18 protein-coding genes are annotated in these 21216 nt (G+C 70.8%); all 18 read left to right on the top strand.

Annotated elements, in window-relative coordinates; genetic code table 11:
- The 18 genes from pyrR to WBA97_RS30915 all read left to right on the top strand — a co-directional run bounded on the left by pyrR (position 1) and on the right by WBA97_RS30915 (position 21152).
- A complete protein-coding gene (gene pyrR / locus WBA97_RS31000; protein WP_424234510.1) occupies positions 1–585 on the top strand; it encodes a bifunctional pyr operon transcriptional regulator/uracil phosphoribosyltransferase PyrR in 585 nt (194 codons plus the stop codon).
- The gene (locus WBA97_RS30995) at positions 582–1541 is read left to right on the top strand and encodes an aspartate carbamoyltransferase catalytic subunit (protein WP_424234509.1); all 960 of its coding nucleotides are present in this window, start codon (positions 582–584) and stop codon (positions 1539–1541) included. The genes pyrR and WBA97_RS30995 overlap by 4 nt, the downstream gene beginning before the upstream one ends.
- Entirely contained in the window at positions 1538–2839 is a 1302-nt protein-coding gene (locus WBA97_RS30990; protein WP_424234508.1) for a dihydroorotase, read from the top strand. Before WBA97_RS30995 ends, WBA97_RS30990 begins: the two co-directional genes overlap by 4 nt.
- Positions 2836–3951 (top strand): glutamine-hydrolyzing carbamoyl-phosphate synthase small subunit, encoded by a 1116-nt coding sequence (gene carA / locus WBA97_RS30985; RefSeq protein ID WP_424234507.1) that lies wholly within the window; start codon positions 2836–2838, stop codon positions 3949–3951. Before WBA97_RS30990 ends, carA begins: the two co-directional genes overlap by 4 nt.
- On the top strand, positions 3944–7246 hold the full coding sequence (carB, locus tag WBA97_RS30980; protein WP_424234506.1) for a carbamoyl-phosphate synthase large subunit: 3303 nt from the start codon (positions 3944–3946) through the stop codon (positions 7244–7246). Before carA ends, carB begins: the two co-directional genes overlap by 8 nt.
- Entirely contained in the window at positions 7243–8088 is an 846-nt protein-coding gene (gene pyrF / locus WBA97_RS30975; protein ID WP_424234505.1) for an orotidine-5'-phosphate decarboxylase, read from the top strand. The genes carB and pyrF overlap by 4 nt, the downstream gene beginning before the upstream one ends.
- A gap of 688 nt (positions 8089–8776) precedes the next feature.
- Positions 8777–9094 carry an integration host factor, actinobacterial type gene (gene mihF / locus WBA97_RS30970; RefSeq protein ID WP_424234504.1) on the top strand — a complete coding sequence of 106 codons (318 nt, stop codon included), beginning with the start codon at positions 8777–8779 and terminating at the stop codon, positions 9092–9094.
- A complete protein-coding gene (gene gmk, locus WBA97_RS30965) occupies positions 9091–9696 on the top strand; it encodes a guanylate kinase (RefSeq protein WP_424234503.1) in 606 nt (201 codons plus the stop codon). Before mihF ends, gmk begins: the two co-directional genes overlap by 4 nt.
- Entirely contained in the window at positions 9693–9983 is a 291-nt protein-coding gene (gene rpoZ / locus WBA97_RS30960; protein WP_424234502.1) for a DNA-directed RNA polymerase subunit omega, read from the top strand. Before gmk ends, rpoZ begins: the two co-directional genes overlap by 4 nt.
- Positions 9980–11200, top strand: a complete 1221-nt coding sequence (gene coaBC, locus WBA97_RS30955; RefSeq protein ID WP_424234501.1) for a bifunctional phosphopantothenoylcysteine decarboxylase/phosphopantothenate--cysteine ligase CoaBC — start codon at positions 9980–9982, stop codon at positions 11198–11200. The genes rpoZ and coaBC overlap by 4 nt, the downstream gene beginning before the upstream one ends.
- A gap of 99 nt (positions 11201–11299) precedes the next feature.
- Positions 11300–12502 (top strand): methionine adenosyltransferase, encoded by a 1203-nt coding sequence (metK, locus tag WBA97_RS30950; protein ID WP_424234500.1) that lies wholly within the window; start codon positions 11300–11302, stop codon positions 12500–12502.
- Positions 12474–12869 (top strand): DUF5313 family protein, encoded by a 396-nt coding sequence (locus WBA97_RS30945; protein ID WP_424234499.1) that lies wholly within the window; start codon positions 12474–12476, stop codon positions 12867–12869. The genes metK and WBA97_RS30945 overlap by 29 nt, the downstream gene beginning before the upstream one ends.
- 182 nt (positions 12870–13051) lie before the next feature.
- Entirely contained in the window at positions 13052–14887 is a 1836-nt protein-coding gene (locus WBA97_RS30940) for an alkyl/aryl-sulfatase (RefSeq protein WP_424234498.1), read from the top strand.
- Positions 14888–14964: 77 nt separating this feature from the next.
- Positions 14965–16974: a primosomal protein N' gene (locus tag WBA97_RS30935; RefSeq protein WP_424234497.1), complete on the top strand. Its 2010-nt coding sequence runs from the start codon at positions 14965–14967 to the stop codon at positions 16972–16974.
- A 274-nt stretch (positions 16975–17248) separates the two neighbouring features.
- Complete coding sequence (gene def / locus WBA97_RS30930) at positions 17249–17797, top strand: peptide deformylase (protein ID WP_424234496.1); 549 nt, start codon at positions 17249–17251, stop codon at positions 17795–17797.
- Positions 17798–18739, top strand: a complete 942-nt coding sequence (gene fmt, locus WBA97_RS30925) for a methionyl-tRNA formyltransferase (RefSeq protein ID WP_424234495.1) — start codon at positions 17798–17800, stop codon at positions 18737–18739.
- A complete protein-coding gene (locus tag WBA97_RS30920; protein WP_424234494.1) occupies positions 18736–20175 on the top strand; it encodes an RsmB/NOP family class I SAM-dependent RNA methyltransferase in 1440 nt (479 codons plus the stop codon). Before fmt ends, WBA97_RS30920 begins: the two co-directional genes overlap by 4 nt.
- On the top strand, positions 20172–21152 hold the full coding sequence (locus WBA97_RS30915; protein WP_424234493.1) for an asparaginase: 981 nt from the start codon (positions 20172–20174) through the stop codon (positions 21150–21152). Before WBA97_RS30920 ends, WBA97_RS30915 begins: the two co-directional genes overlap by 4 nt.
- Positions 21153–21216: the final 64 nt, after the last annotated feature.

Genomic DNA, 21216 nt, shown 5'->3' with positions numbered 1-21216 from the left:
TTGGCGCCGCCCAATCGCGGCGTGACGGAACCGGCCGAGCGGCGTGAGCTGCTGTCGGCCGGCGACGTCGCGCGCACTGTCGCCCGAATGGCGCACCAGGTGATCGAGCGCACCGCGCTCGGCACCGCAGACGCCCCACCCGTGGTCCTCCTGGGCATTCCCACCCGAGGCGCCCCACTGGCCGCCCGGCTGGCCGCCCGAATCGCCGATTTTTCGGGCATTGAGGTCGTCACCGGTGTGTTGGACGTCACGCTGTACCGCGACGATCTTCGCCGCAAACCCACCCGCCCCCTCGGCGCCACCGCGTTGCCCAAGGACGGCATCGCCGACCACCTGGTCATCCTCGTCGACGACGTCCTCTACTCGGGCCGCACGATCCGTGCCGCACTCGACGCGCTCCGTGACGCGGGCCGCCCCCGCGCGGTCCAGCTCGCCGTGCTCGTCGACCGCGGTCACCGTGAGCTGCCGATCCGCGCGGACTATGTCGGCAAGAACGTCCCCACCTCGCGTGCCGAGGAGGTCCACGTCCTGCTCACCGAGACCGACGACCGCGACGCCGTGGTCCTCGACAGGAGGGACTCGTGAAGCACCTCCTCGCCACCGAGGGCATGGACGCGGGCACCGCCACCGCGGTCCTCGACACGGCCGCCCAGCTCAAGCAGGCGCTGCTCGGCCGCGAGGTCAAGAAGCTGCCGACGCTGCGCGGCCGCACCGTGATCACGATGTTCTACGAGAGCAGCACCCGCACCCGGGTCTCGTTCGAGATCGCGGGCAAGTGGATGAGCGCCGACGTGGTCAACGTGTCGAGCGGCGGGTCGTCGGTCGGCAAGGGCGAGTCCCTGCGGGACACCGCGCTGACGCTCGCCGCCGCCGGCGCGGACTGCGTGATCATCCGGCACCCGGCGTCCGGCGCGGCGCACCGGCTGGCCGGCTGGCTCGCGGAGGCGGGCACGTCGGTGGTCAACGCGGGCGACGGCATGCACGAGCACCCGACACAGGCGCTGCTCGACGCGGCCACCCTGCGGGAACGGCTGGGTGAGCTGGCCGGGCGCCGCATCGCGATCGTCGGCGACGTGCTGCACAGCAGGGTCGCGCGGTCGAACGTCCACCTGCTCACCACGCTCGGCGCGGACGTCACGCTGGTCGCGCCGCCGACGCTGCTGCCCACACTGGCCGAGCGCTGGCCGGTGACTGTCTCGCACACCCTCGACGCCGAGCTGCCGAGCATGGACGCGGTGATGATGCTCCGGGTGCAGGCGGAACGGATGCACGGTGGTGGCGGGCCCGCCGGCCCTGGAGGCAATTACATCCCGTCCGCCCGTGAGTACTCGATCGCCTACGGCATGAGCGAGCGCCGTCTCGAGCTGCTGCCCGAGCACGCGGTCGTGCTGCACCCCGGTCCGATGTTGCGCGGGATGGAGATCGCCGCCGCGGTCGCCGACTCGCCACGAGCCGCGATCACCCAGCAGGTGTCCAACGGCGTGCACGTGCGGATGGCGGTCCTGTACCACCTGCTCGCACACGAGGAGGAGGTCGCGTGAGCGAGCTTGCGAGCACACCATCGACGTCGAGTTCGTTGCTGCTCAAGGGAGTCCGCCCCTACGGCGAGGATCCGGTCGACCTGCTCGTCCGGGATGGACTGATCGCCGACGGCACCGACCCCGACGCCGAGGTGATCGACGCGCAGGGCCTCGTCGCGCTGCCGGGCTTCGTCGACCTGCACACCCACCTGCGGGAGCCGGGCCGCGAGGACACCGAGACCATCGCGACCGGCTCGGCGGCCGCGGCACTCGGCGGCTACACGGCCGTCTTCGCCATGGCCAACACCGACCCGGTGGCCGACAACGCGGTGATCGTGGAGCACGTGTGGCGGCGCGGCCGCGAGGTCGGGCTCGTCGACGTGTACCCGGTCGGCGCGGTCACCGTCGGACTGGCGGGCGAGAAGCTCGCCGAGCTGGGCACCATGGCGAACGCCGGTGTCCTGATGTTCTCCGACGACGGCCACTGCGTCGCCGACCCGCTGCTCATGCGCCGCGCGCTGGAGTACTCGACGGCCCTGGACGTGGTCATCGCCCAGCACGCGGAGGAGCCGAGGCTCACCGTGGGCGCCCAGGCCCACGAGGGTGAGCAGGCCGCGCGGCTCGGCCTCGCGGGCTGGCCCGCCGCCGCCGAGGAGGCGATCATCGCCCGCGACTGCCTGCTGGCCAGGCAGACCGGGGCGCGCCTGCACGTCTGCCACGTGTCGACCTCCGGTGCCGCGGAGCTGCTGCGCTGGGCCAAGGCACAGGGGATCACGGTGTCGGCCGAGGTCACCCCGCACCACCTGCTGCTCGACGACGAGCGGCTCTCGACCTACGACCCGGTCAACAAGGTCAACCCGCCGCTGCGTACCGCCGCCGACGCGAAGGTGCTGCGGGAGGCGCTCGCCGAGGGCGTGCTGGACTGCGTGGCCACCGACCACGCCCCGCACGCCGCACAGGACAAGGACTGCGAGTGGGCCGCGGCGCGACCGGGCATGCTCGGCCTGCAGACCGCGCTGTCGGTGGTGGTGGCGACCATGGTCGAGCCCGGTCTGCTGGACTGGCGCGGCGTCGCGCGGGTGATGAGCGAACGTCCCGCCGAGATCGCCGGTCTCACCGACCAGGGCCGCCCGATCGCGCCCGGCGAACCCGCGACGCTGACGCTGGTCGACCCGGATGCCACCTGGACGGTCCGCGGTGCCGAACTGGCGAGCATCGCCGCCAACACCCCGTACGAGGGCATGGAGCTGCCCGGCCGGGTGGTCACGACGCTGCTGCGTGGCCGCGTGACCGCCCACGAAGGAAAGGTGCGTTCATGAGTCACGCTGCTCTCGTGCTGGAGGACGGCAAGGTCTTCCTCGGCGAGGCGTTCGGCGCGTCCGGCACCACGCTCGGCGAGGTGGTCTTCTGCACCGGCATGACCGGCTACCAGGAGACCCTCACCGACCCCTCCTACCACCGCCAGATCGTGGTGGCCACGGCCCCGCAGATCGGCAACACCGGCTGGAACGACGAGGACGACGAGTCGAGCCGGATCTGGGTCGCGGGCTACGTGGTCCGCGACCCCGCACGCGTCCCGTCGAACTGGCGGTCGCGCCGCGGCCTCGACGACGCACTCACCGAGCAGGGGGTCGTCGGCATCTCCGGCGTGGACACCCGCTCGCTGACCAGGTACATCCGGGACCGTGGCGCCATGCGCGGCGGCGTGTTCTCCTGCGACGCGCTCACGGACGTCGACGCCATGGTGGAACAGGTCCTGGCGAGCCCCCAGATGGCCGGTGCGGACCTCGCCGGTGAGGTGACGGCCACCGAGTCCTATGTGGTCGGTTCCGTCGGTCCGGCGCGGTTCCGCGTGGTGGCACTCGACGTGGGCATCAAGACCAACACCCCACGCATGATGGGACAGCGCGGCATCGAGACCCACGTGCTGCCCGCGAACGCCACCATCGACGACGTCCTCGCGCTCGAACCGGACGGCTTCTTCCTCGCCAACGGCCCCGGCGACCCAGCGACGACGCACGGGCCGGTGGCGCTCACCCGCTCGGTGCTGGAGCGGGAGATCCCGACGTTCGGCATCTGCTTCGGCCACCAGATCCTGGGCCGGGCGCTCGGCCTGTCCACCTACAAGCTGCGTTACGGCCACCGCGGCATCAACATCCCGGTGATCGACGTGGCCACCGGCCGGGTCGCGATCACCGCGCAGAACCACGGCTTCGCGCTGGAGGGGGAGCCGGGCCAGCGGTTCGACACCCCCTACGGCGGCGCCGTGATCAGCCACTACTGCCCGAACGACGGCTGCGTGGAGGGCGTGCGCGCCCTGGACGTGCCCGCGTTCTCGGTGCAGTACCACCCGGAGGCGGCGGCAGGCCCGCACGACGCCGCCCCGCTGTTCGACGAGTTCGTGGGCCTGATGGAGGAAAAGCGTGCCTAAGAGAGACGACATCGAGCACGTGATGGTGATCGGCTCCGGGCCGATCGTGATCGGGCAGGCGTGCGAGTTCGACTACTCGGGCACCCAGGCGTGCCGCGTGCTGCGCGAGGAGGGCCTGCGCGTCAGCCTCGTCAACTCCAACCCGGCGACCATCATGACCGACCCGGAGTTCGCCGACGCCACCTACATCGAGCCGATCACCGTCGAGTTCGTCGAGAAGGTCATCGCGATCGAGCGCCCCGACGCGCTGCTCGCCACCCTCGGCGGCCAGACCGCGCTGAACACGGCGGTCGCGCTGCACGAGCGCGGCGTGCTCGACAGGTACGGCGTCGAGCTGATCGGCGCCGACATCGAGGCCATCCAGCGCGGCGAGGACCGGCAGCGGTTCAAGGACATCTGCGCGCAGGTGGGCGCCGAGACCCCGCGCAGCGCGGTGTGCCACTCGATGGACGAGGTGCGCAAGACCGTCGACGACCTCGGCCTGCCAGTGGTCATCCGGCCGTCGTTCACCATGGGCGGCCTCGGCTCCGGCCTGGCCTACACGGCGGAGGACCTGGAGCGGCTGGCCTCGACCGGCCTGTCGGAGTCCCCGGTGCACGAGGTGCTGATCGAGGAGAGCGTGCTCGGCTGGAAGGAGTACGAGCTCGAGCTGATGCGCGACCGCGCCGACAACGTCGTGGTCATCTGCTCGATCGAGAACATCGACCCGATGGGCGTGCACACCGGCGACTCGGTGACCGTCGCGCCCGCGATGACGCTGACCGACCGCGAGTACCAGCACATGCGTGACGTCGGCATCGACGTGCTGCGCGCGGTCGGCGTGGACACCGGCGGCTGCAACATCCAGTTCGCGGTGCACCCGGAGACCGGTCGCCTTGTCGTCATCGAGATGAACCCCCGCGTGTCCCGGTCCAGTGCGCTGGCGTCCAAGGCGACCGGGTTCCCGATCGCCAAGATCGCCGCGAAGCTCGCGATCGGTTACACGCTCGACGAGATCCGCAACGACATCACCGGCGAGACCCCGGCGAGCTTCGAGCCGACGCTGGACTACGTCGTGGTGAAGGTGCCGCGCTTCGCCTTCGAGAAGTTCCCCGGCGCCGACCCGACGCTGACCACCACGATGAAGTCGGTCGGCGAGGCCATGTCGCTCGGCCGCAACTTCGTCGAGGCGCTCGGCAAGGCGCTGCGGTCCATGGAGACCAAGGCCGCGGGCTTCTGGACCACCGCAGACCCGGAAACCATGACGGTGGAAGGGGTTCTGGAGGCGCTGCGGGTACCGCACGACGGCCGTCTGTACACAGTGGAGCGTGCGCTGCGGCTCGGTGTGAGCGTCGCCGAGGTGTCGGCGGCGTCCGGCATCGACCCGTGGTTCGTCGACCAGATCGCGTCGCTCGTCGAGCTGCGTGCCGAGGTCACCGCAGCGCCGGTCCTCGACGAACTGCTGCTGCGGCGGGTGAAGCGGGCCGGGTTCTCCGACCGCCAGATCGCCGCGCTGCGGCCGGAGCTGGCAGGGGAGGACGGCGTCCGCTCGCTGCGGCACCGGCTCGGCATCCGCCCGGTGTTCAAGACCGTCGACACCTGTGCGGCCGAGTTCGCCGCCCGCACGCCGTACCACTACTCCGCCTACGAGCTGGACCCCGAGGCCGAGTCCGAGGTCACCGAGCAGCGCGCGAAGCCGAAGGTGCTGATCCTCGGCTCCGGGCCGAACCGCATCGGGCAGGGCATCGAGTTCGACTACTCGTGCGTGCACGCGGCCATGGCGCTGCGGGCCGCCGGGTTCGAGACCGTCATGGTCAACTGCAACCCGGAGACGGTGTCCACCGACTACGACACCTCCGACCGCCTCTACTTCGAGCCGCTGACCTTCGAGGACGTGCTCGAGGTCGTGCACTCCGAGCAGCGGTCCGGCACGGTCGTCGGGGTGATCGTGCAGCTCGGCGGGCAGACCCCGCTGGGCCTCGCGCGGCGGCTCGAGGACGCTGGGGTGCCGGTGGTCGGCACGCCGCCGCACGCGATCCACCTGGCCGAGGAGCGCGGCGCGTTCGGCGAGGTGCTCACGGCCGCCGGGCTCCCGGCGCCGAAGTACGGTCTGGCCACGTCGTTCGCCGCGGCCAAGCGGATCGCCGACGAGATCGGCTACCCGGTCCTCGTGCGGCCCTCCTACGTGCTCGGCGGCCGGGGTATGGAGATCGTGTACGACGAGGCGTCGCTCGCCGGGTACATCGAGCGCGCCACCGAGATCACGCCGGAGCACCCGGTGCTGGTGGACCGCTTCCTCGACGACGCCATCGAGATCGACGTCGACGCGCTGTGCGACGGCGAGGAGATCTTCCTCGGCGGCGTGATGGAGCACATCGAGGAGGCCGGGATCCACTCCGGCGACTCCGCCTGCGCGCTGCCGCCGATCACGCTCGGCCGCACCGACCTGCAGAACATCCGCCGTTCCACCGAGCTGATCGCCAAGGGCATCGGGGTGCGCGGCCTGCTGAACGTCCAGTACGCGCTCAAGGACGACGTGCTCTACGTCCTCGAAGCCAACCCGCGCGCGTCGCGGACCGTGCCGTTCGTGTCCAAGGCGACCGCGGTGCCGCTCGCGAAGGCCGCGGCCCGGATCATGCTCGGCGCGACCATCGCCGAGCTGCGGGCCGAGGGCCTGCTGACCGAGCACGGCGACGGCGCGGACCTGCCCGCGTCCTCGCCCGTGTCGGTCAAGGAGGCGGTGCTGCCCTTCCACCGGTTCCGCACGCCGGAGGGGCACGGCGTCGACTCGCTGCTCGGCCCGGAGATGAAGTCGACCGGCGAGGTGATGGGCGTCGACGCGTCGTTCGGCAAGGCGTTCGCCAAGTCGCAGACCGCCTCCTACGGCTCGCTGCCGACGTCGGGCCGGGTGTTCGTGTCGGTCGCCAACCGGGACAAGCGCGCGATGGTGTTCCCGGTGAACCGGCTCGCCGACCTCGGGTTCGAGATCCTCGCCACCGCGGGTACCGCGGAGGTGCTGCGGCGCAACGGGATCCCGTGCACCGAGGTGCGCAAGCACTTCGAGGGCGAGCAGAACATCGTCGACATGATCCGTGCCGGCGACGTCGACATGGTGATCAACACCCCGTACGGCAACCCAGGGCCGCGCGTCGACGGCTACGAGATCCGCACGGCCGCCGTGTCACGTGACATCCCCTGCGTGACCACCATCCAGGGCGCCGCGGCCGCCGTGCACGGCATCGAGGCACTGATACGCCAGGACATCGGCGTGGAGTCGTTGCAGTCACTGCAGGCCACGCTGCGGAGACAGCGATGAGAGCCCCCTTCGGGGAGCGGCTCACGACCGCGGTGGCCCGGTCCGGCCCGCTGTGCGCCGGGATCGACCCGCACGCGTCGCTGCTGGAGCAGTGGGGCCTGCCCGTCGACGCGTCCGGGCTGGAGCGGTTCGCCATGACGTGCGCCGAGGCGTTCGCCGGCGAGGTTGCCGTGGTCAAGCCGCAGTCGGCGTTCTTCGAGGCGCACGGCTCGGCCGGGGTCGCGGTGCTGGAGCGGCTGATCGCCGCGTTCCTGGACACGGGCACGCTCGTGCTGGCCGACGTCAAGCGCGGCGACATCGGCTCCACCATGGCCGCCTACGCGCAGGCGTACCTGGGGGAGGGTTCGCCGCTGGCCGCGGACGCGGTGACGGTGTCGCCCTACCTCGGGTTCGGCTCGCTCGACCCCGCGCTCGACCTGGCGCAGCGGACCGGGCGTGGCCTGTTCGTGCTGGCGCTCACCTCCAACAAGGAGGGCCCGCAGGTGCAGCGCGCCCGTTCCACGGAGGGTGTCTCGGTCGCGCAGACGATCGTGGCCGAGGCCGCGGCCCGCAACGATGGCGCCCGGCCGCTGGGCTCGGTCGGCCTCGTCGTCGGCGCCACCGTCGGCCGCACGGAGCTGGACCTCTCGCGGTTGAACGGCCCGATCCTGGCGCCGGGTTTCGGTGCGCAGGGCGCGGGCGTCGGCGACCTCAGGAACGTCTTCGGCGACCACCTCCGCCACGTCCTGCCCGCGTCGTCGCGGGACATCCTGCGCCACGGCCCGGACGTGACGGCGCTGCGGGACGCGGCACTGCGCGTGCGGGACCTGGTCCGCCTCCCCGGAATTCAATTGGGTTGGTAGCGACCCAGCGACAGCCGCGGACCGCAGGCGGTTGGTGGCTGGGTGCCGTCACGTGCCCCTGAGGTCACTGTTGATCAGGCCCAGACCCTCGAACAAAGATCCATGGGGCAGGCCCTCGGACGGGTCGAGGCGACGCCATGAGCGGCTTGTGCGGCTACCTCGGTGTGGGCGAGACGACCATGACGGGCGACTCGCCGGACGAAATCGAGAAAAATCCCGCGCGCCGACGACATTTTTCCGACCTGTTCTTCGACATCGGCCCGGGTCTGCCCGGCCCGGCCGAAACCGACGAGTGGCTCGTCGCGTGGCTGGCTCCGCTGCCCGCCGACCGGTGTGGCAGGTGGTCAGACCACCCGGTTCTACCTGCTGAAACTCGCTCCAGGCGGGGAGCTGGCGGCCATCAAGAACCGGCGATGCGACACACCGTGTCATCGAGGTTTCACGGACAGGGGAAGCCCTTCCGCAATACCACGTCGAAGCGCTTCGCGCGGGTCGGGCAGTATGGGCACGTGACACCTGACCTGAAGGTGTTGCCCGCTGGTCCAGGGGTAGTTCGTTACTCAGAGTTGATCTATGCTCTATTGCGCACTACCCACCGCACTATGGTGGACCCGCGTTGTCACGACAACGCCGACCTCGGTAACGTCGCGACACCGATCCGCAGAAAACCCACCCCCCGGAGGAAATCGTGGCCCTTCCCCAGCTGACCGAGGAGCAGCGGGCCGCAGCGCTGGAGAAGGCGGCTGCCGCCCGACGCGCCCGAGCTGAGCTCAAGGAGCGCCTGAAGCGAGGCGGCACTACCCTCAAGGACGTGCTGGCCCAAGCTGAGAAGGACGAGGTCCTGGGCAAGATGAAGGTCACCGCACTGCTGGAGGCCCTGCCGGGCGTCGGCAAGGTGCGTGCCCAGCAGATCATCGAGCGTCTTGAGATCGCCCCTAGCCGCCGTCTGCGTGGCCTGGGCGACCGTCAGCGCAAGGCATTGCTCGCCGAGTTCAGCGGCGAGTGACGAGCAGTGACATTCGGAGGGGCCGGCTGGTGGTACTGGCCGGCCCCTCCGGCGTAGGTAAAAGCAGTGTGGTCCACGAGCTGCGTCGGCTCTACCCGGATCTCTGGTTCAGCGTGTCGGCGACGACCCGCGAGCAGCGGCCCGGCGAGCAGGACGGGGTGGACTACCACTTCGTCACGGCCGACGAGTTCGACCGGATGATCGAGAAGGACGACCTGCTCGAGTGGGCGGAGATCCACCGGGGCACGCACCGCTCCGGTACTCCGAAGACCCCGATCGAGGAGCGTCTCTCGGCCGGTCTGCCCGCGCTGGTGGAGGTGGACCTGCAGGGCGCGCGCAACCTGCGCACGGCGATGCCGGAAGCCCTGCTCGTCTTCATCTCACCCCCCAGCTGGGATGCGCTGGTCGAGCGGCTGGTCGGCAGGGGCACCGAGTCGCAGGACGTCGTGGCGCGCAGACTCAGGACCGCCAAGGAGGAACTGGCGGCTCAGGACGAGTTCGACGAGGTCGTCGTCAACACCGACCTGCGGAGCACCGCTGAGCAGTTGCTAAAGTTGATGCTTGACAAGTCTTCCTCCCATCAGTTGGAGAACCACGAGTGATCACCCCCACCGAGTTGGGCGCACTGGGTGACCCGGCGAGCCACCAGCTCGAAGGCATCACCAACCCCCCGATCGACGACCTGCTCGACAAGGTCAGCTCCAAGTACGCCCTGGTGATCTACGCGGCCAAGCGGGCCCGCCAGATCAACGACTACTACGCGCAGCTCGGTGAGGGCCTGCTCGAGTACGTCGGCCCGCTGGTCGAGCCGGGGCCCCGCGAGAAGCCGCTGTCCATCGCGCTCCGCGAGATCCACGCAGGACTTCTCGAGCACACCGAGGGCGAGTGAGTCAGGGCCCGCGCGTCGTTCTCGGTGTTGGCGGCGGCATCGCCGCCTACAAGGCGTGCGAGGTCCTGCGACAACTGACCGAGTCAGGGCACTCGGTCCAGGTGGTGCCCACGGCGGCGGCGCTGCGCTTCGTCGGCGCCGCCACCTTCGAGGCACTGTCCGGGCACCCGGTGCACACCGAGGTGTTCGACGACGTGCCCGAGGTGCCGCACGTCCGCATCGGCCAGGAGGCCGATCTGGTGCTGGTCGTCCCGGCGACCGCGAACCTGCTGGCCAAGGCCGCGCACGGGATCGCCGACGACCTGCTCACCAACACGCTTCTGACCGCGCGCTGCCCGGTCATGATGGCGCCCGCCATGCACACCGAGATGTGGGAGCACGCGGCAACGCAGGACAACGTGGCGACGCTGCGCGGGCGTGGTGTCGTGGTGACAGAGCCCGCGAGCGGCCGGCTGACCGGCAAGGACACGGGCAAGGGGCGGCTCGCCGACCCCTCGGAGCTCGTCGACCTCGCCCGGCTGCTGCTGAGCAGGCGCGACGCGCTGCCCCGTGACCTCGAGGGCGTGCGGATCGTCGTGTCCGCGGGCGGCACCCGCGAGCCGCTCGACCCCGTCCGCTTCCTTGGCAACCGCTCGTCGGGCAAACAGGGCTACGCGCTGGCCAGGACCGCCGCCCAGCGTGGCGCGCACGTCACGCTCGTGTCCGCGCACACCGTCGGCCTGCCGGAACCCGCGGGCGTCGACATCGTCCGCGCGGGCACCGCAGAGGAACTACGCGACGCCATGCACGCGGTGGCACCGAACGCCGATGTCGTGGTGATGGCCGCCGCTGTGGCCGACTTCCGGCCGGCGTCGCGTGCCGACCACAAGATCAAGAAGACGGACCGTGATCCGGATCCAGTATCGCTGACCCGCAACGCGGACATCCTCGCCGAGCTGGTGGGCGCGCGCAGGCAGGGCCAGGTGATCGTCGGATTCGCCGCCGAGACCGGCGACAGCGGGGCCGACGTGCTCGAACACGCTCGGGCGAAACTCAAGCGCAAGGGCTGTGACCTGCTGGTTGTCAACGCCGTCGGTGAGGGCAAAGCCTTTGAGACCGAGGACAACTCGGGGTGGCTATTATCGGCTGATGGGGCGGAACGACCCATAGAGCTGGGCTCGAAGGCTCACATGGCGTCCGACATATGGGATGCGGTCGTTCAACTGATCCAAGAGTGAGCTTCGCGCGATACCTATACATAGTCTAGTGAGCTTCGCGCGATACCTAGTACATAGTCTTCAGTGCAACGAACCGGGAAAAGGTTGGGTGGGTACGTCGTGAGTGAATCCGCGAGCAGGCTGTTCACCAGCGAGTCGGTGACCGAGGGGCATCCGGACAAGATCTGTGACGCGATCAGTGACGCCGTCCTGGACGCATTGCTGTCCAAGGACCCGAAGTCGCGGGTGGCCGTCGAGACGCTGGTCACCACGGGTCAGGTGCACGTCGCCGGTGAGGTGACCACCGAGGCGTACGCCGACATCCCCGCGCTGGTGCGCGAGACGATCCTGGGCATCGGCTACGACTCGTCGGCCAAGGGCTTCGACGGCAACTCGTGCGGTGTCAACATCGCGCTCGGTTCCCAGTCGCCGGACATCGCGCAGGGTGTGGACACGGCGTATGAGCAGCGTGTCGATCACGAGGAAGACGCGATCGCCAAGCAGGGCGCCGGCGACCAGGGTCTCATGTTCGGCTACGCGTGCACCGACACGCCTGAGCTGATGCCGCTGCCGATCGCGCTGGCGCACCGCCTCTCGAAGCGGCTGACCGCGGTCCGCCAGAACGGCCAGCTGCCGTACCTGCGCCCGGACGGCAAGACCCAGGTCACCATCGAGTACGCGGGTGACCAGGCCGTGCGCCTCGACACCGTCGTCGTGTCCTCGCAGCACGCCGAGGGTGTCGACCTGGAGAAGCTGCTCGGCGTCGACGTGCGCGAGCAGGTCGTGCTGCCCGAGATCGGCGAGCTGGAGCTCGACACCGAGAACGTGCGGCTGCTGGTCAACCCGACCGGCCGCTTCGTCATCGGCGGCCCCATGGGTGACGCGGGCCTGACCGGTCGCAAGATCATCGTCGACACCTACGGCGGCATGGCCCGCCACGGTGGTGGCGCGTTCTCCGGCAAGGACCCGTCGAAGGTGGACCGTTCCGCCGCCTACGCCATGCGCTGGGTCGCCAAGAACGCCGTCGCCGCCGGTCTTGCCACTCGCATCGAGGTCCAGGTCGCGTACGCGATCGGCAAGGCCGCCCCGGTCGGCCTGTTCGTCGAGACCTTCGGCACCGAGACCGTCGACCCGACGAAGATCCAGCAGGCCATCTCGCAGGTGTTCGACCTGCGCCCGGCCGCGATCATCCGCGACCTCGACCTGCTGCGTCCGATCTACCGCCAGACGGCGGCCTACGGCCACTTCGGCAGGCCAGAGCTTGACCTGCCGTGGGAGCGGACTGACCGGGCGGATGCACTCAAGTCGCTCGCGGGCGCCTGACCCGTTTCGCTGGCTGTGGTACGCGGTAGTCGGGACACTGCCTGCCGCGTACCACCAGTGGGTGCTGTTCGATCTCACCTGCCGCACATGGGTCCTGCGGCACTTCTGCCGGGTGCTCGTGCAGTTCCTGCCGTGGTGGCTGGTCCTGTTCGTGCCGGGGCCACTTTCGCTGCGGTTGTCGATGATCGCGCTCGGGTATCTGCTCGGGTTGTACTTCTCACTGTCCTTCATGGAGGACGCCTGTGAGCGGCGGCTGGTGAAGGCCGGGTATCCGGCTGGGTTGAACCGGAGGATCCGGGAGGAGACTCCCGTTGATTCCCGGGCCGACAGTGCGGCGTTCTACGCGGCCTTCTATCCGCCTCGGTGAGTTGGTCGTGCCCGGTTACCGGTGGTGGGCCTCACCTGAAAAAGATGATCCGTTTCCGAGTCGATGGCGGATGGATGGAAGCCGTCCGCGTACTCGGGAGGAGCCGGATCATGACGAATGGGCCGAGAGGTGCCTCGACAGCCACCGCACAAGCCAATCGAGAGGCCGTCGCCCTCTATGCGATGGATGATCGGCAGGATTTCGATGACGCGGACAGAGGGCTGATCGCCGATATCCCCGACCACCGGCTCACGCACGCTGACGGCGAGCCGATGCTCGATCTGGCCGGATTCGACTTCCTCGACGGCGACCCGGCCGCCCCGGACACGGTCAACCCGAGTCTCTGGCGGCAGTCGCAGATCATCAGGCGGGCCGGCCTGTACAAGGTGGTCGACGGTGTGTACCAGGTACGCAACAACGACATCGCCAATCTGACCGTGGTCGAGGGTGAGGCCGGGCTGGTGGTCATCGACTGCATGGCCTCGGTCGAGGGCGCACGACAGGGCATGGGCCTGATCCGGGAGCACGTCAGCGACAAACCCGTCGTGGCCGTCATCTACACCCATACCCACATCGACCACTACGCCGGGGTCAAGGGCGTCGTCGACGCCGACGACGTGGCATCGGGCAAGGTGCCGATCATCGCGCCGGGCACCATCGCGTCGTTCGACAAGTACGCCATCGGGGAGAACGTGGTGGCCGGGAACGCCATGTCCCGGCGAGCGTCCTACGCCTTCGGGGCGCTGCTCGATCTGGGTCCCCAGGGCCAGGTCACCTGCGGCATCGGGATCGCGAGCGTCGCGGGTCCGACAGTGTCCTACATTTCGCCGACCGACGGGATCACCGAGACCGGGACGCGAAGGGACCTGGCCGGGATCACGTTCGAGTTCCTCTACGCACCGGACACCGAGGCGCCAGAGGAGATGCACATCTGGATACCGCAGCTCAAGGCGCTGACGTGCGCGGAGAACGCCAATCACTCGCTGCACAACATCCAGACGCTGCGCGGTGCCCGTACCCGGGATGCCCGCAACTTCGCCCGCTATCTCGACGAGACGCTCCAGCGATGGGGCGACGAGGCCGAGGTGCACTACGGCCCGCACACCTGGCCGGTGTGGGGCAACAAGAACATCGTCTCGTTCATCGAGTCCCAGCGGGACACCTACAAGTTCATCCACGACCAGTCGTTGCGGCTGGCGAACAAGGGCTACACGCCGCTCGAGGCGGCCGAGGAGATCGAGCTGCCAGAGCAGCTCGGCCGCAAGTGGTTCAACCGCGGCTACCACGGCACCCTGCACCACGACGTCCGCGCCGTGTTCACCAAGGAGCTCGGCATGTGGGACGGCGACCCCGTGTCGCTGCACCCACACCCACCGGTCGCCGCGGCGACCCGTTACGTCGATCTGATCGGCGCCGACGAGATCCTGGCGGAAGGCAAGCGGGCGTTCGACGCAGGCGACTACCGGTGGGCCGTGGAGATCCTGCACAAGCTGGTGTTCGCCCAGCCGGACAACCAGAAGGCTCGCGATCTGCAGGCCGACGCCTACGAACAGATGGGTTACCAGGCCGAAGGGCCACAATGGCGGGGAATCCTGCTCACCGCGGCCCGTGAACTACGGGGCGAGGTGGTTCCCGCCACGTTTGCCAGTGGCAGCCAGGACACGATCCTCGGGATGCCGATCGACATCCTGTTCGACTTCGTCGCCGTGCACGTCAACGGCGAGAAGGCCGCCGGGGTCGACCTCCGCATCGACGTCGACTTCACCGACCACGACCAGACCTGGGCGGCACGAGTGCACAACGGGGTACTCAACGCCCGCAAGGGTGCCTCCTCCGACGCGCAGCTCACCATCTCCGGGCCCAAGGCCGCGCTGGTGAACGTCCTCCTCCAACCGCGCGCCGCCGAGAAGCTGGCGCGGGACGGCAAGATCAGGCTCAACGGTGACCACGCCGTACTGAAGACCTTCGCGGGACTCCTGGACGAGTTCGAACCGAACTTCAACATCGTCATCCCCTGACCCGGCGCTGAAGGCGTCCTTCATCGCGTGGTGACCCGCTGACCTGCCGTGATCGTGTGTTCTGGTAAACCAGGCGCATGACCGGCGGGCGCGTGGTGCGCAAGGGGGAGTTGCGGGCGGCGGCCGAGCTTCCGGTTGCCCGGGTGTACGTCGATGTGCCCCTTGCTCATCTTGACCGGCCCTTCGACTATCTCGTGCCCGACACGCTCTCCTCGGCCGCGGTGCCAGGGTGCCGGTTGCGGATGCGGTTCGCCGGGAAGCAGGTCGACGGGTTCCTTCTCGAGCGGGTCGCCGCGTCCGAGTTCTCCGGGCGGATGGAGTTCATCGGCAAGGTCGTGTCGTCCGAGCCGGTGCTCACGCCGGACCTTGCCGCGCTGGCCCGCGCCGTGGCCGACCGGTACTCCGGCAGAATGATCGACGTGCTGCGGCTTGCCATTCCGCCTCGGCACGCCAAGGTGGAGGCCGAGCCGCCCGCCGAACCCGTTGCCCCGCCCGAGGCACCCGGCACCGCCGCCTGGGCGCGGTATCCGCGTGGGCCCGCGTTCGTCGACGCCCTGCGCAACGGGCGGCAGGCGCACGCCGTCTGGCAGGCGTTGCCCGGGGAGGACTGGCCCGCCCGGCTCGCCGAGCTTGCCACCACCGCCGCCGAGGGTGGCCGGGGCGCGGTGCTCGTCGTGCCCGACTACCGGGACGTGGCCAGGTTGCACGCTGCCTGTGTCGAGCGGGCGGGGGAGGGCAACGTGGTCGCTCTGTCCGCGGATGCCGGGCCAGCCAAGCGGTACCGGGCCTGGCTGGCCGTCAAGCGGGGTGCCGCGCGGATCGTCGTCGGCACCAGGGCCAGTGTGTTCGCGCCCGTGCACAGGCCGGGGTTGTTCGTCGTCTGGGACGACGGGGACGACCTGCACGCCGACCCGCACGCCCCCTACCCGCACGTCCGTGACGTGCTCATCCAGCGGGCCCACACCAGCGGCGCCTCGATGCTCGTCGCCGGGTTCGCGCGGACCGCCGAGGCGCAGCTGCTCGTGGAGACCGGGTGGGCGCCCGAGATCGTCGCCGCGCGGGACGAGGTGCGGAAGGCCTCGCCGCGGATCACGTCGCTCGGGGAGACCGACCAGCAGCTCGCCCGCGACCCTGCCGCCAGGGCCGCGCGCATCCCCTCCGTCGCGTTCGACGCCGCCAGGGCCGCGCTGGGGGCCGGACGGCCGGTGCTCGTGCAGGTGCCGCGTGGCGGGTACGTGCCCGCGCTCGCGTGCCAGCAGTGCCGGGGGCCGGTCCGGTGCCGGCGGTGTGCCGGGCCGCTCGGGTTACCGGCGGGCGGCAACGACGCGCGGCCGCCGACCTGCCGGTGGTGCGGGGTGCCCGACACCGCGTTCCGTTGCGGCAGCTGTGGTTCCCGGCGGTTGCGGGCCATCGTCGTCGGCGCCAAGCGGACCGCGGAGGAACTGGGGCGGGCGTTCGCCGACGTGCCCGTGCTGGGGTCGGGCGGCAAGGAGGTGCTGCGGCAGGTCGGCGGGCGGGCCGCGCTCGTCGTCGCCACGCCGGGAGCCGAACCCGTCGCCGATGGCGGGTACGGGGCCGCGCTACTGCTCGACGGCTGGGCGTTGCTCGGCCGTGCCGACCTGCGTGCCACGGAGGAAACGGTGCGGCGCTGGATGACCGCCGCCGCGCTCGTGCGGTCCGCGCAGGACGGTGGGCGGGTGGTGGTGCTCGCCGAGTCCGCGTTGCCGCCGGTGCAGGCACTCGTACGATGGGACCCGGGGTGGCTCGCCCGCCAGGAGCTCGCCGCCCGTGCCGAACTGGGTTTCCCACCCGCGGTGCGGATGGCGTCCGTCGACGGGCCGGCCAAGGCACTCGCCGCGTTCCTCGACGAGCTGGATCTGCCCGCGTCCGGGGAGGTGCTCGGGCCCGTCCCACTCGGCGAACCGGACCGGGACGGCAACACCGAGAAGGAACGGGCCCTCGTCCGGGCGACCAGGGCGCAAGGGCGGGCACTGGCCGCCGCCCTGGCCACCGCGCAACACGCCCGCACCGCACGGAAAGAGCCGGACGCCATCCGGGTCCGCCTCGACCCGCTGGAGCTGATCTAGTGGGACGTCCACCAACGTTCGCCGGGTTTCTCGGCGGCCCAGCTTCCCGCTGGCGGCGTTGCCGATCCACCCAAGTACACCCAGTACGAGGGAGGATCGGCGCCTTGCCAGCGGAAACCTGGATCCACCGATAAACCCACCGACATCGGTGGACGCCCCACTAGCCGATCCAGCGGCGGAACGCCGGCCATCTCGGGGTGCGGCACTCGACGTCGCGTCATGCGGCACTGAATAGACTGATGTGCGCCGCCCACGTGAGACCGATCGGAGCAATGTGACCGTCCAGCCCATCCGGCTCTTCGGCGACCCCGTGCTGCGCACCCCCGCCACCGAGGTCGTCGACTTCGACAAGGAGCTGGCCACCCTCGTCAAGGACCTCTGGGACACGATGGAGGACCAGGGTGGTGCCGGTCTGGCCGCCCCGCAGCTGGGTGTCGGCCTCCGGGTGTTCACCTACCACTGTGACGGGTTCGCAGGCCACCTCGTCAACCCCACCTGGACCGCCGTCGACGAGGAGATCCAGGACGGCGAGGAGGGCTGCCTGTCGATCCCCGGCCTGTACTGGGACTGCAGGCGCGCGAAGAGCGTCGTGGCCCGTGGCTGGAATATGCACGGCGAGCCGGTGCAGCTCGAGGGCACCGACCTGCTCGCGCGCTGCGTCCAGCACGAGACCGACCACCTCGACGGGGTGCTGTTCGTCGACCGGCTGGACGCGGCCACCCGCAAGGCGGCCATGAAGGAGATCCGCGAGGCCGAGTGGTTCGACGGCGCCACGCCGGCGATCAAGCAGAGCCCGCACCCGCTGTTCGGCGGTGCCGTCTAGATGCGGTTGGTATTCGCGGGCACCCCGGAGGTCGCACTTCCGGCGCTGCGCGCGCTCATCGCGTCGGCGCGGCACGACGTCGTCGCCGTCGTGACCAGGCCGGACGCGCCCGCCGGCCGTGGCCGCCACCTCGTGCGGTCACCGGTCGGCGCGCTCGCCGACGAGCACGGCATCGAGGTGCTCACGCCGGTCAGGGCGTCCGACCCCGCCTTCCTCGACCGGCTGCGGGAGATCGCACCGGACTGCTGCCCGGTCGTCGCGTACGGGGCGTTGCTGCCGCAGTCCGCGCTCGACATCCCGCCGCACGGCTGGGTGAACCTGCACTTCTCGGTCCTGCCCGCGTGGCGGGGTGCCGCGCCAGTGCAGGCCGCGGTGCGGCACGGTGACGAGATCACCGGTGCCACCACGTTCCGGATCGTGAAGGCACTCGACGCCGGGCCGGTGTTCGGGGTGCTGACCGAGGCGGTACGGGCAGGCGACACCGCGGGTGTGCTGCTCGACCGGCTCGCCGAGGCAGGGGCCGGGCTGCTGGCGTCCACGCTCGACGGCATCGAGGACGGCACCCTGGTCGCGGTGGAGCAGCCCGCCGACGGCACGAGCTACGCACCGAAGATCACCACCGAGGACGCCCACCTGGACTTCACCGCGCCCGCGATCGGGGTGGACCGGCTGGCCCGCGCGGTCACGCCGGAGCCGGGCGCGTGGGCGGAGTTCCGAGGCGAACGCATCAAGCTGGGCCCGGTGACCATCGCCGCCGGTGTCGGCGGCGATGGCGAACGGCTCGCACCGGGCGAGTTGCGGGTCGAGCGCAAGCGGGTCCTCGCCGGCACCGCGACCGAACCGGTGGCACTTGGCCAGGTGCAGGCGCCGGGCAAGAAGCGCATGGCGGCAACCGACTGGGCGCGAGGCGCACGCGTCGAACCAGGAGAGCGGCTCAATTGACCCAACCACGACGACGCCCGGCGAGGTTCGCCCGGCCTCGTACCCCGCACCCCCCGAAGCCGAGGGGCGGCCCCGGCAGGCCCCCGGTCGACGACCCCGCACGCCAGGCCGCGCTGGACACGCTGCGCGAGGTCCGTGCCCGCGACGCCTACGCCAACCTGCTGCTGCCCCAGATACTGCGTGAGCGGCGGATCACCGGCCGCGACGCGGCACTAGCCACCGAGCTGGCCTACGGCGCCTGCCGGTACATCGGGCTGCTCGACCAGGTGCTGGAAGCGTGCATCGACCGGCCGCTGGCCAAGGTCGAGCCCGCGCTGCTCGACGTGCTGCGGCTGGGCTGTTACCAGCTGCTGCGCACCCGCATCCCGCCGCACGCGGCGGTCGCGTCGACCGTCGACCTGGTGCGCGCCGAGCACGGTTCGCGCAGCAGCGGGTTCGTGAACGCCGTGCTGCGCAAGGTGTCGGAGCGCTCCGAGGAGGAGTGGCTCTCGACGCTGGCGCCGGACCCGGACAAGGACCGGATCGGCAACCTCGCCATGCGGGAGGCGCACCCGCGCTGGGTGGCGCGGGTGTTCGCCGACGCGCTCGGCACCACCGGTGACGAGCTGGAGTCCGCGCTGGCCGCCGACAACGAGCGGCCTGCCGTGCACCTCGTCGCGCGGCCGGGCGAGGTCACCGCGGAGGAGCTCGCCGCGATGACCGGCGGCGAGGTCGCGCCGTACTCGCCGTACGGGGTGCGGCTCGCCGCGGGTGCTGGCGACCCGGCCGGGCTGGACCCGGTGCGGGAGCGGCTCGCGTCGGTGCAGGACGAGGGCAGTCAGCTGTGCGCGGTGGCGCTGACCAGGCCGGAGGTCGACGGCGAGGACACCCGCTGGCTGGACCTGTGTGCCGGACCGGGCGGGAAGTCGGCGCTGCTGGGCGCCCTGCTGGGCATCCAGGGCGGCAGGCTCGACGCGGTCGAGAAGGCCCCGCACCGGGCACGGCTCGTGGAGCAGGCCACCGAGGGACTGCCGATCGTCGTGCACGTTGGCGACGGCCGGTCACCCGCGGCGCTGGGGCTCGGGTCCGGGTCGTTCGACCGGGTGCTGGTGGACGCGCCGTGCACGGGGCTCGGCTCGCTGCGGCGGCGCCCGGAGTCCCGGTGGCGGCGGCAGCCCTCCGACGTCGGCGACCTGACCAAGCTGCAGCGCGAACTGCTGATGGCCGCCATCGACCTGGTGCGGCCGGGCGGGGTGGTCGGGTACGTCGTGTGCTCGCCGCACCTGTCGGAGACGATCGGTCTCGTGACCGACGTGGTCCGCCGCACCGGCGTGACCGTGCTGGACACCCGCGAGTCGTTCCCCGACATGCCCTCGCTCGGCGACGGCCCGTACGTGCAACTGTGGCCGCACCGCCACGGCACCGACGCGATGTTCTGCGCACTGCTCCGCAAATGAGTCATGTCGCGGTCATCTCGATGGGTGGCACCATCGCGATGGCGCCCAGCGTGAGCGGCGGGATCTTGCCCGCGCTCGGCGCCGATGACCTGGTGGCGTCCGTGCCGGGACTGGCGGAACTGGACACCAGGATCACGACCGAGTCGCTGCGGTCGCTGCCCAGCCCCTCGCTCGGGTTCGACGACCTCGTCGCGCTGTCGACGCGGGTCCGGGCCGAGCTCGCGGCTGGTGCGACCGGGGTGGTGATCACCCACGGCACCGACACCATTGAGGAGACCGCGTTCTTCCTCGACCTGACCGTTCCCGGCGACGCGCCCGTCGTGGTCACCGGCGCGATGCGCCACCCGCACTCCGCGGGCCCCGACGGCCCCGCGAACCTGTACGCGGCGATCCGCGTCGCGCTCTCGCCCGCCGCCCGCGGCCACGGCACCCTCGTGGTGATGTCCGACGAGGTCCACGGTGCCCGGTTCGTCCGCAAGAACCACACCAGCAGCACCGGCGCGTTCGTCTCGCCCGGCTTCGGGCCGCTCGGGCTGGTGGTCGAGGGCGATCCACGCATCCGGGGCGTCGCCCGCACCGGCCTCACCCTGGCCGCGCACCCGAGGGTCACCGACGTCCGGGTCGGGCTGATCACCGTCGCGATGGGGGACGACGGCGCGCTGCTGCGCCGCTCCGGCGAGCTGTTCGACGGCGTCGTCATCGCAGGCCTCGGCGCGGGCCACGTGCCTGCCACGATGGTCCCGGTGGTGGCGGAGCAGGCCGCCCGCGTGCCGGTGGTCCTGTCGACCAGGACCGGCGCCGGGTCGGTGCTGCGGCAGACCTACGGCTACCCGGGCTCCGAACGTGACCTGCTCGACCGCGGCCTCATCCAGTCCGGGTTCCTCGACCCGGCCAAGTCGCGGGTGCTGCTCACCCTGCTGCTCGCGGCGGAGACACGCAGGTCACAGATCACCAAGGCGTTCGACCTCTACCGATAGAGCACCTGCCGGGACGCAACCCACACTTTAAAACTCCGGGGAGGCGGGCAGTGGCGGATAGGCT

The organism is Actinophytocola sp., assembly GCF_049647105.1.
GTDB lineage: Bacteria > Actinomycetota > Actinomycetes > Mycobacteriales > Pseudonocardiaceae > Actinophytocola.
This window is presented reverse-complemented; position numbering and strand designations above follow the sequence as displayed.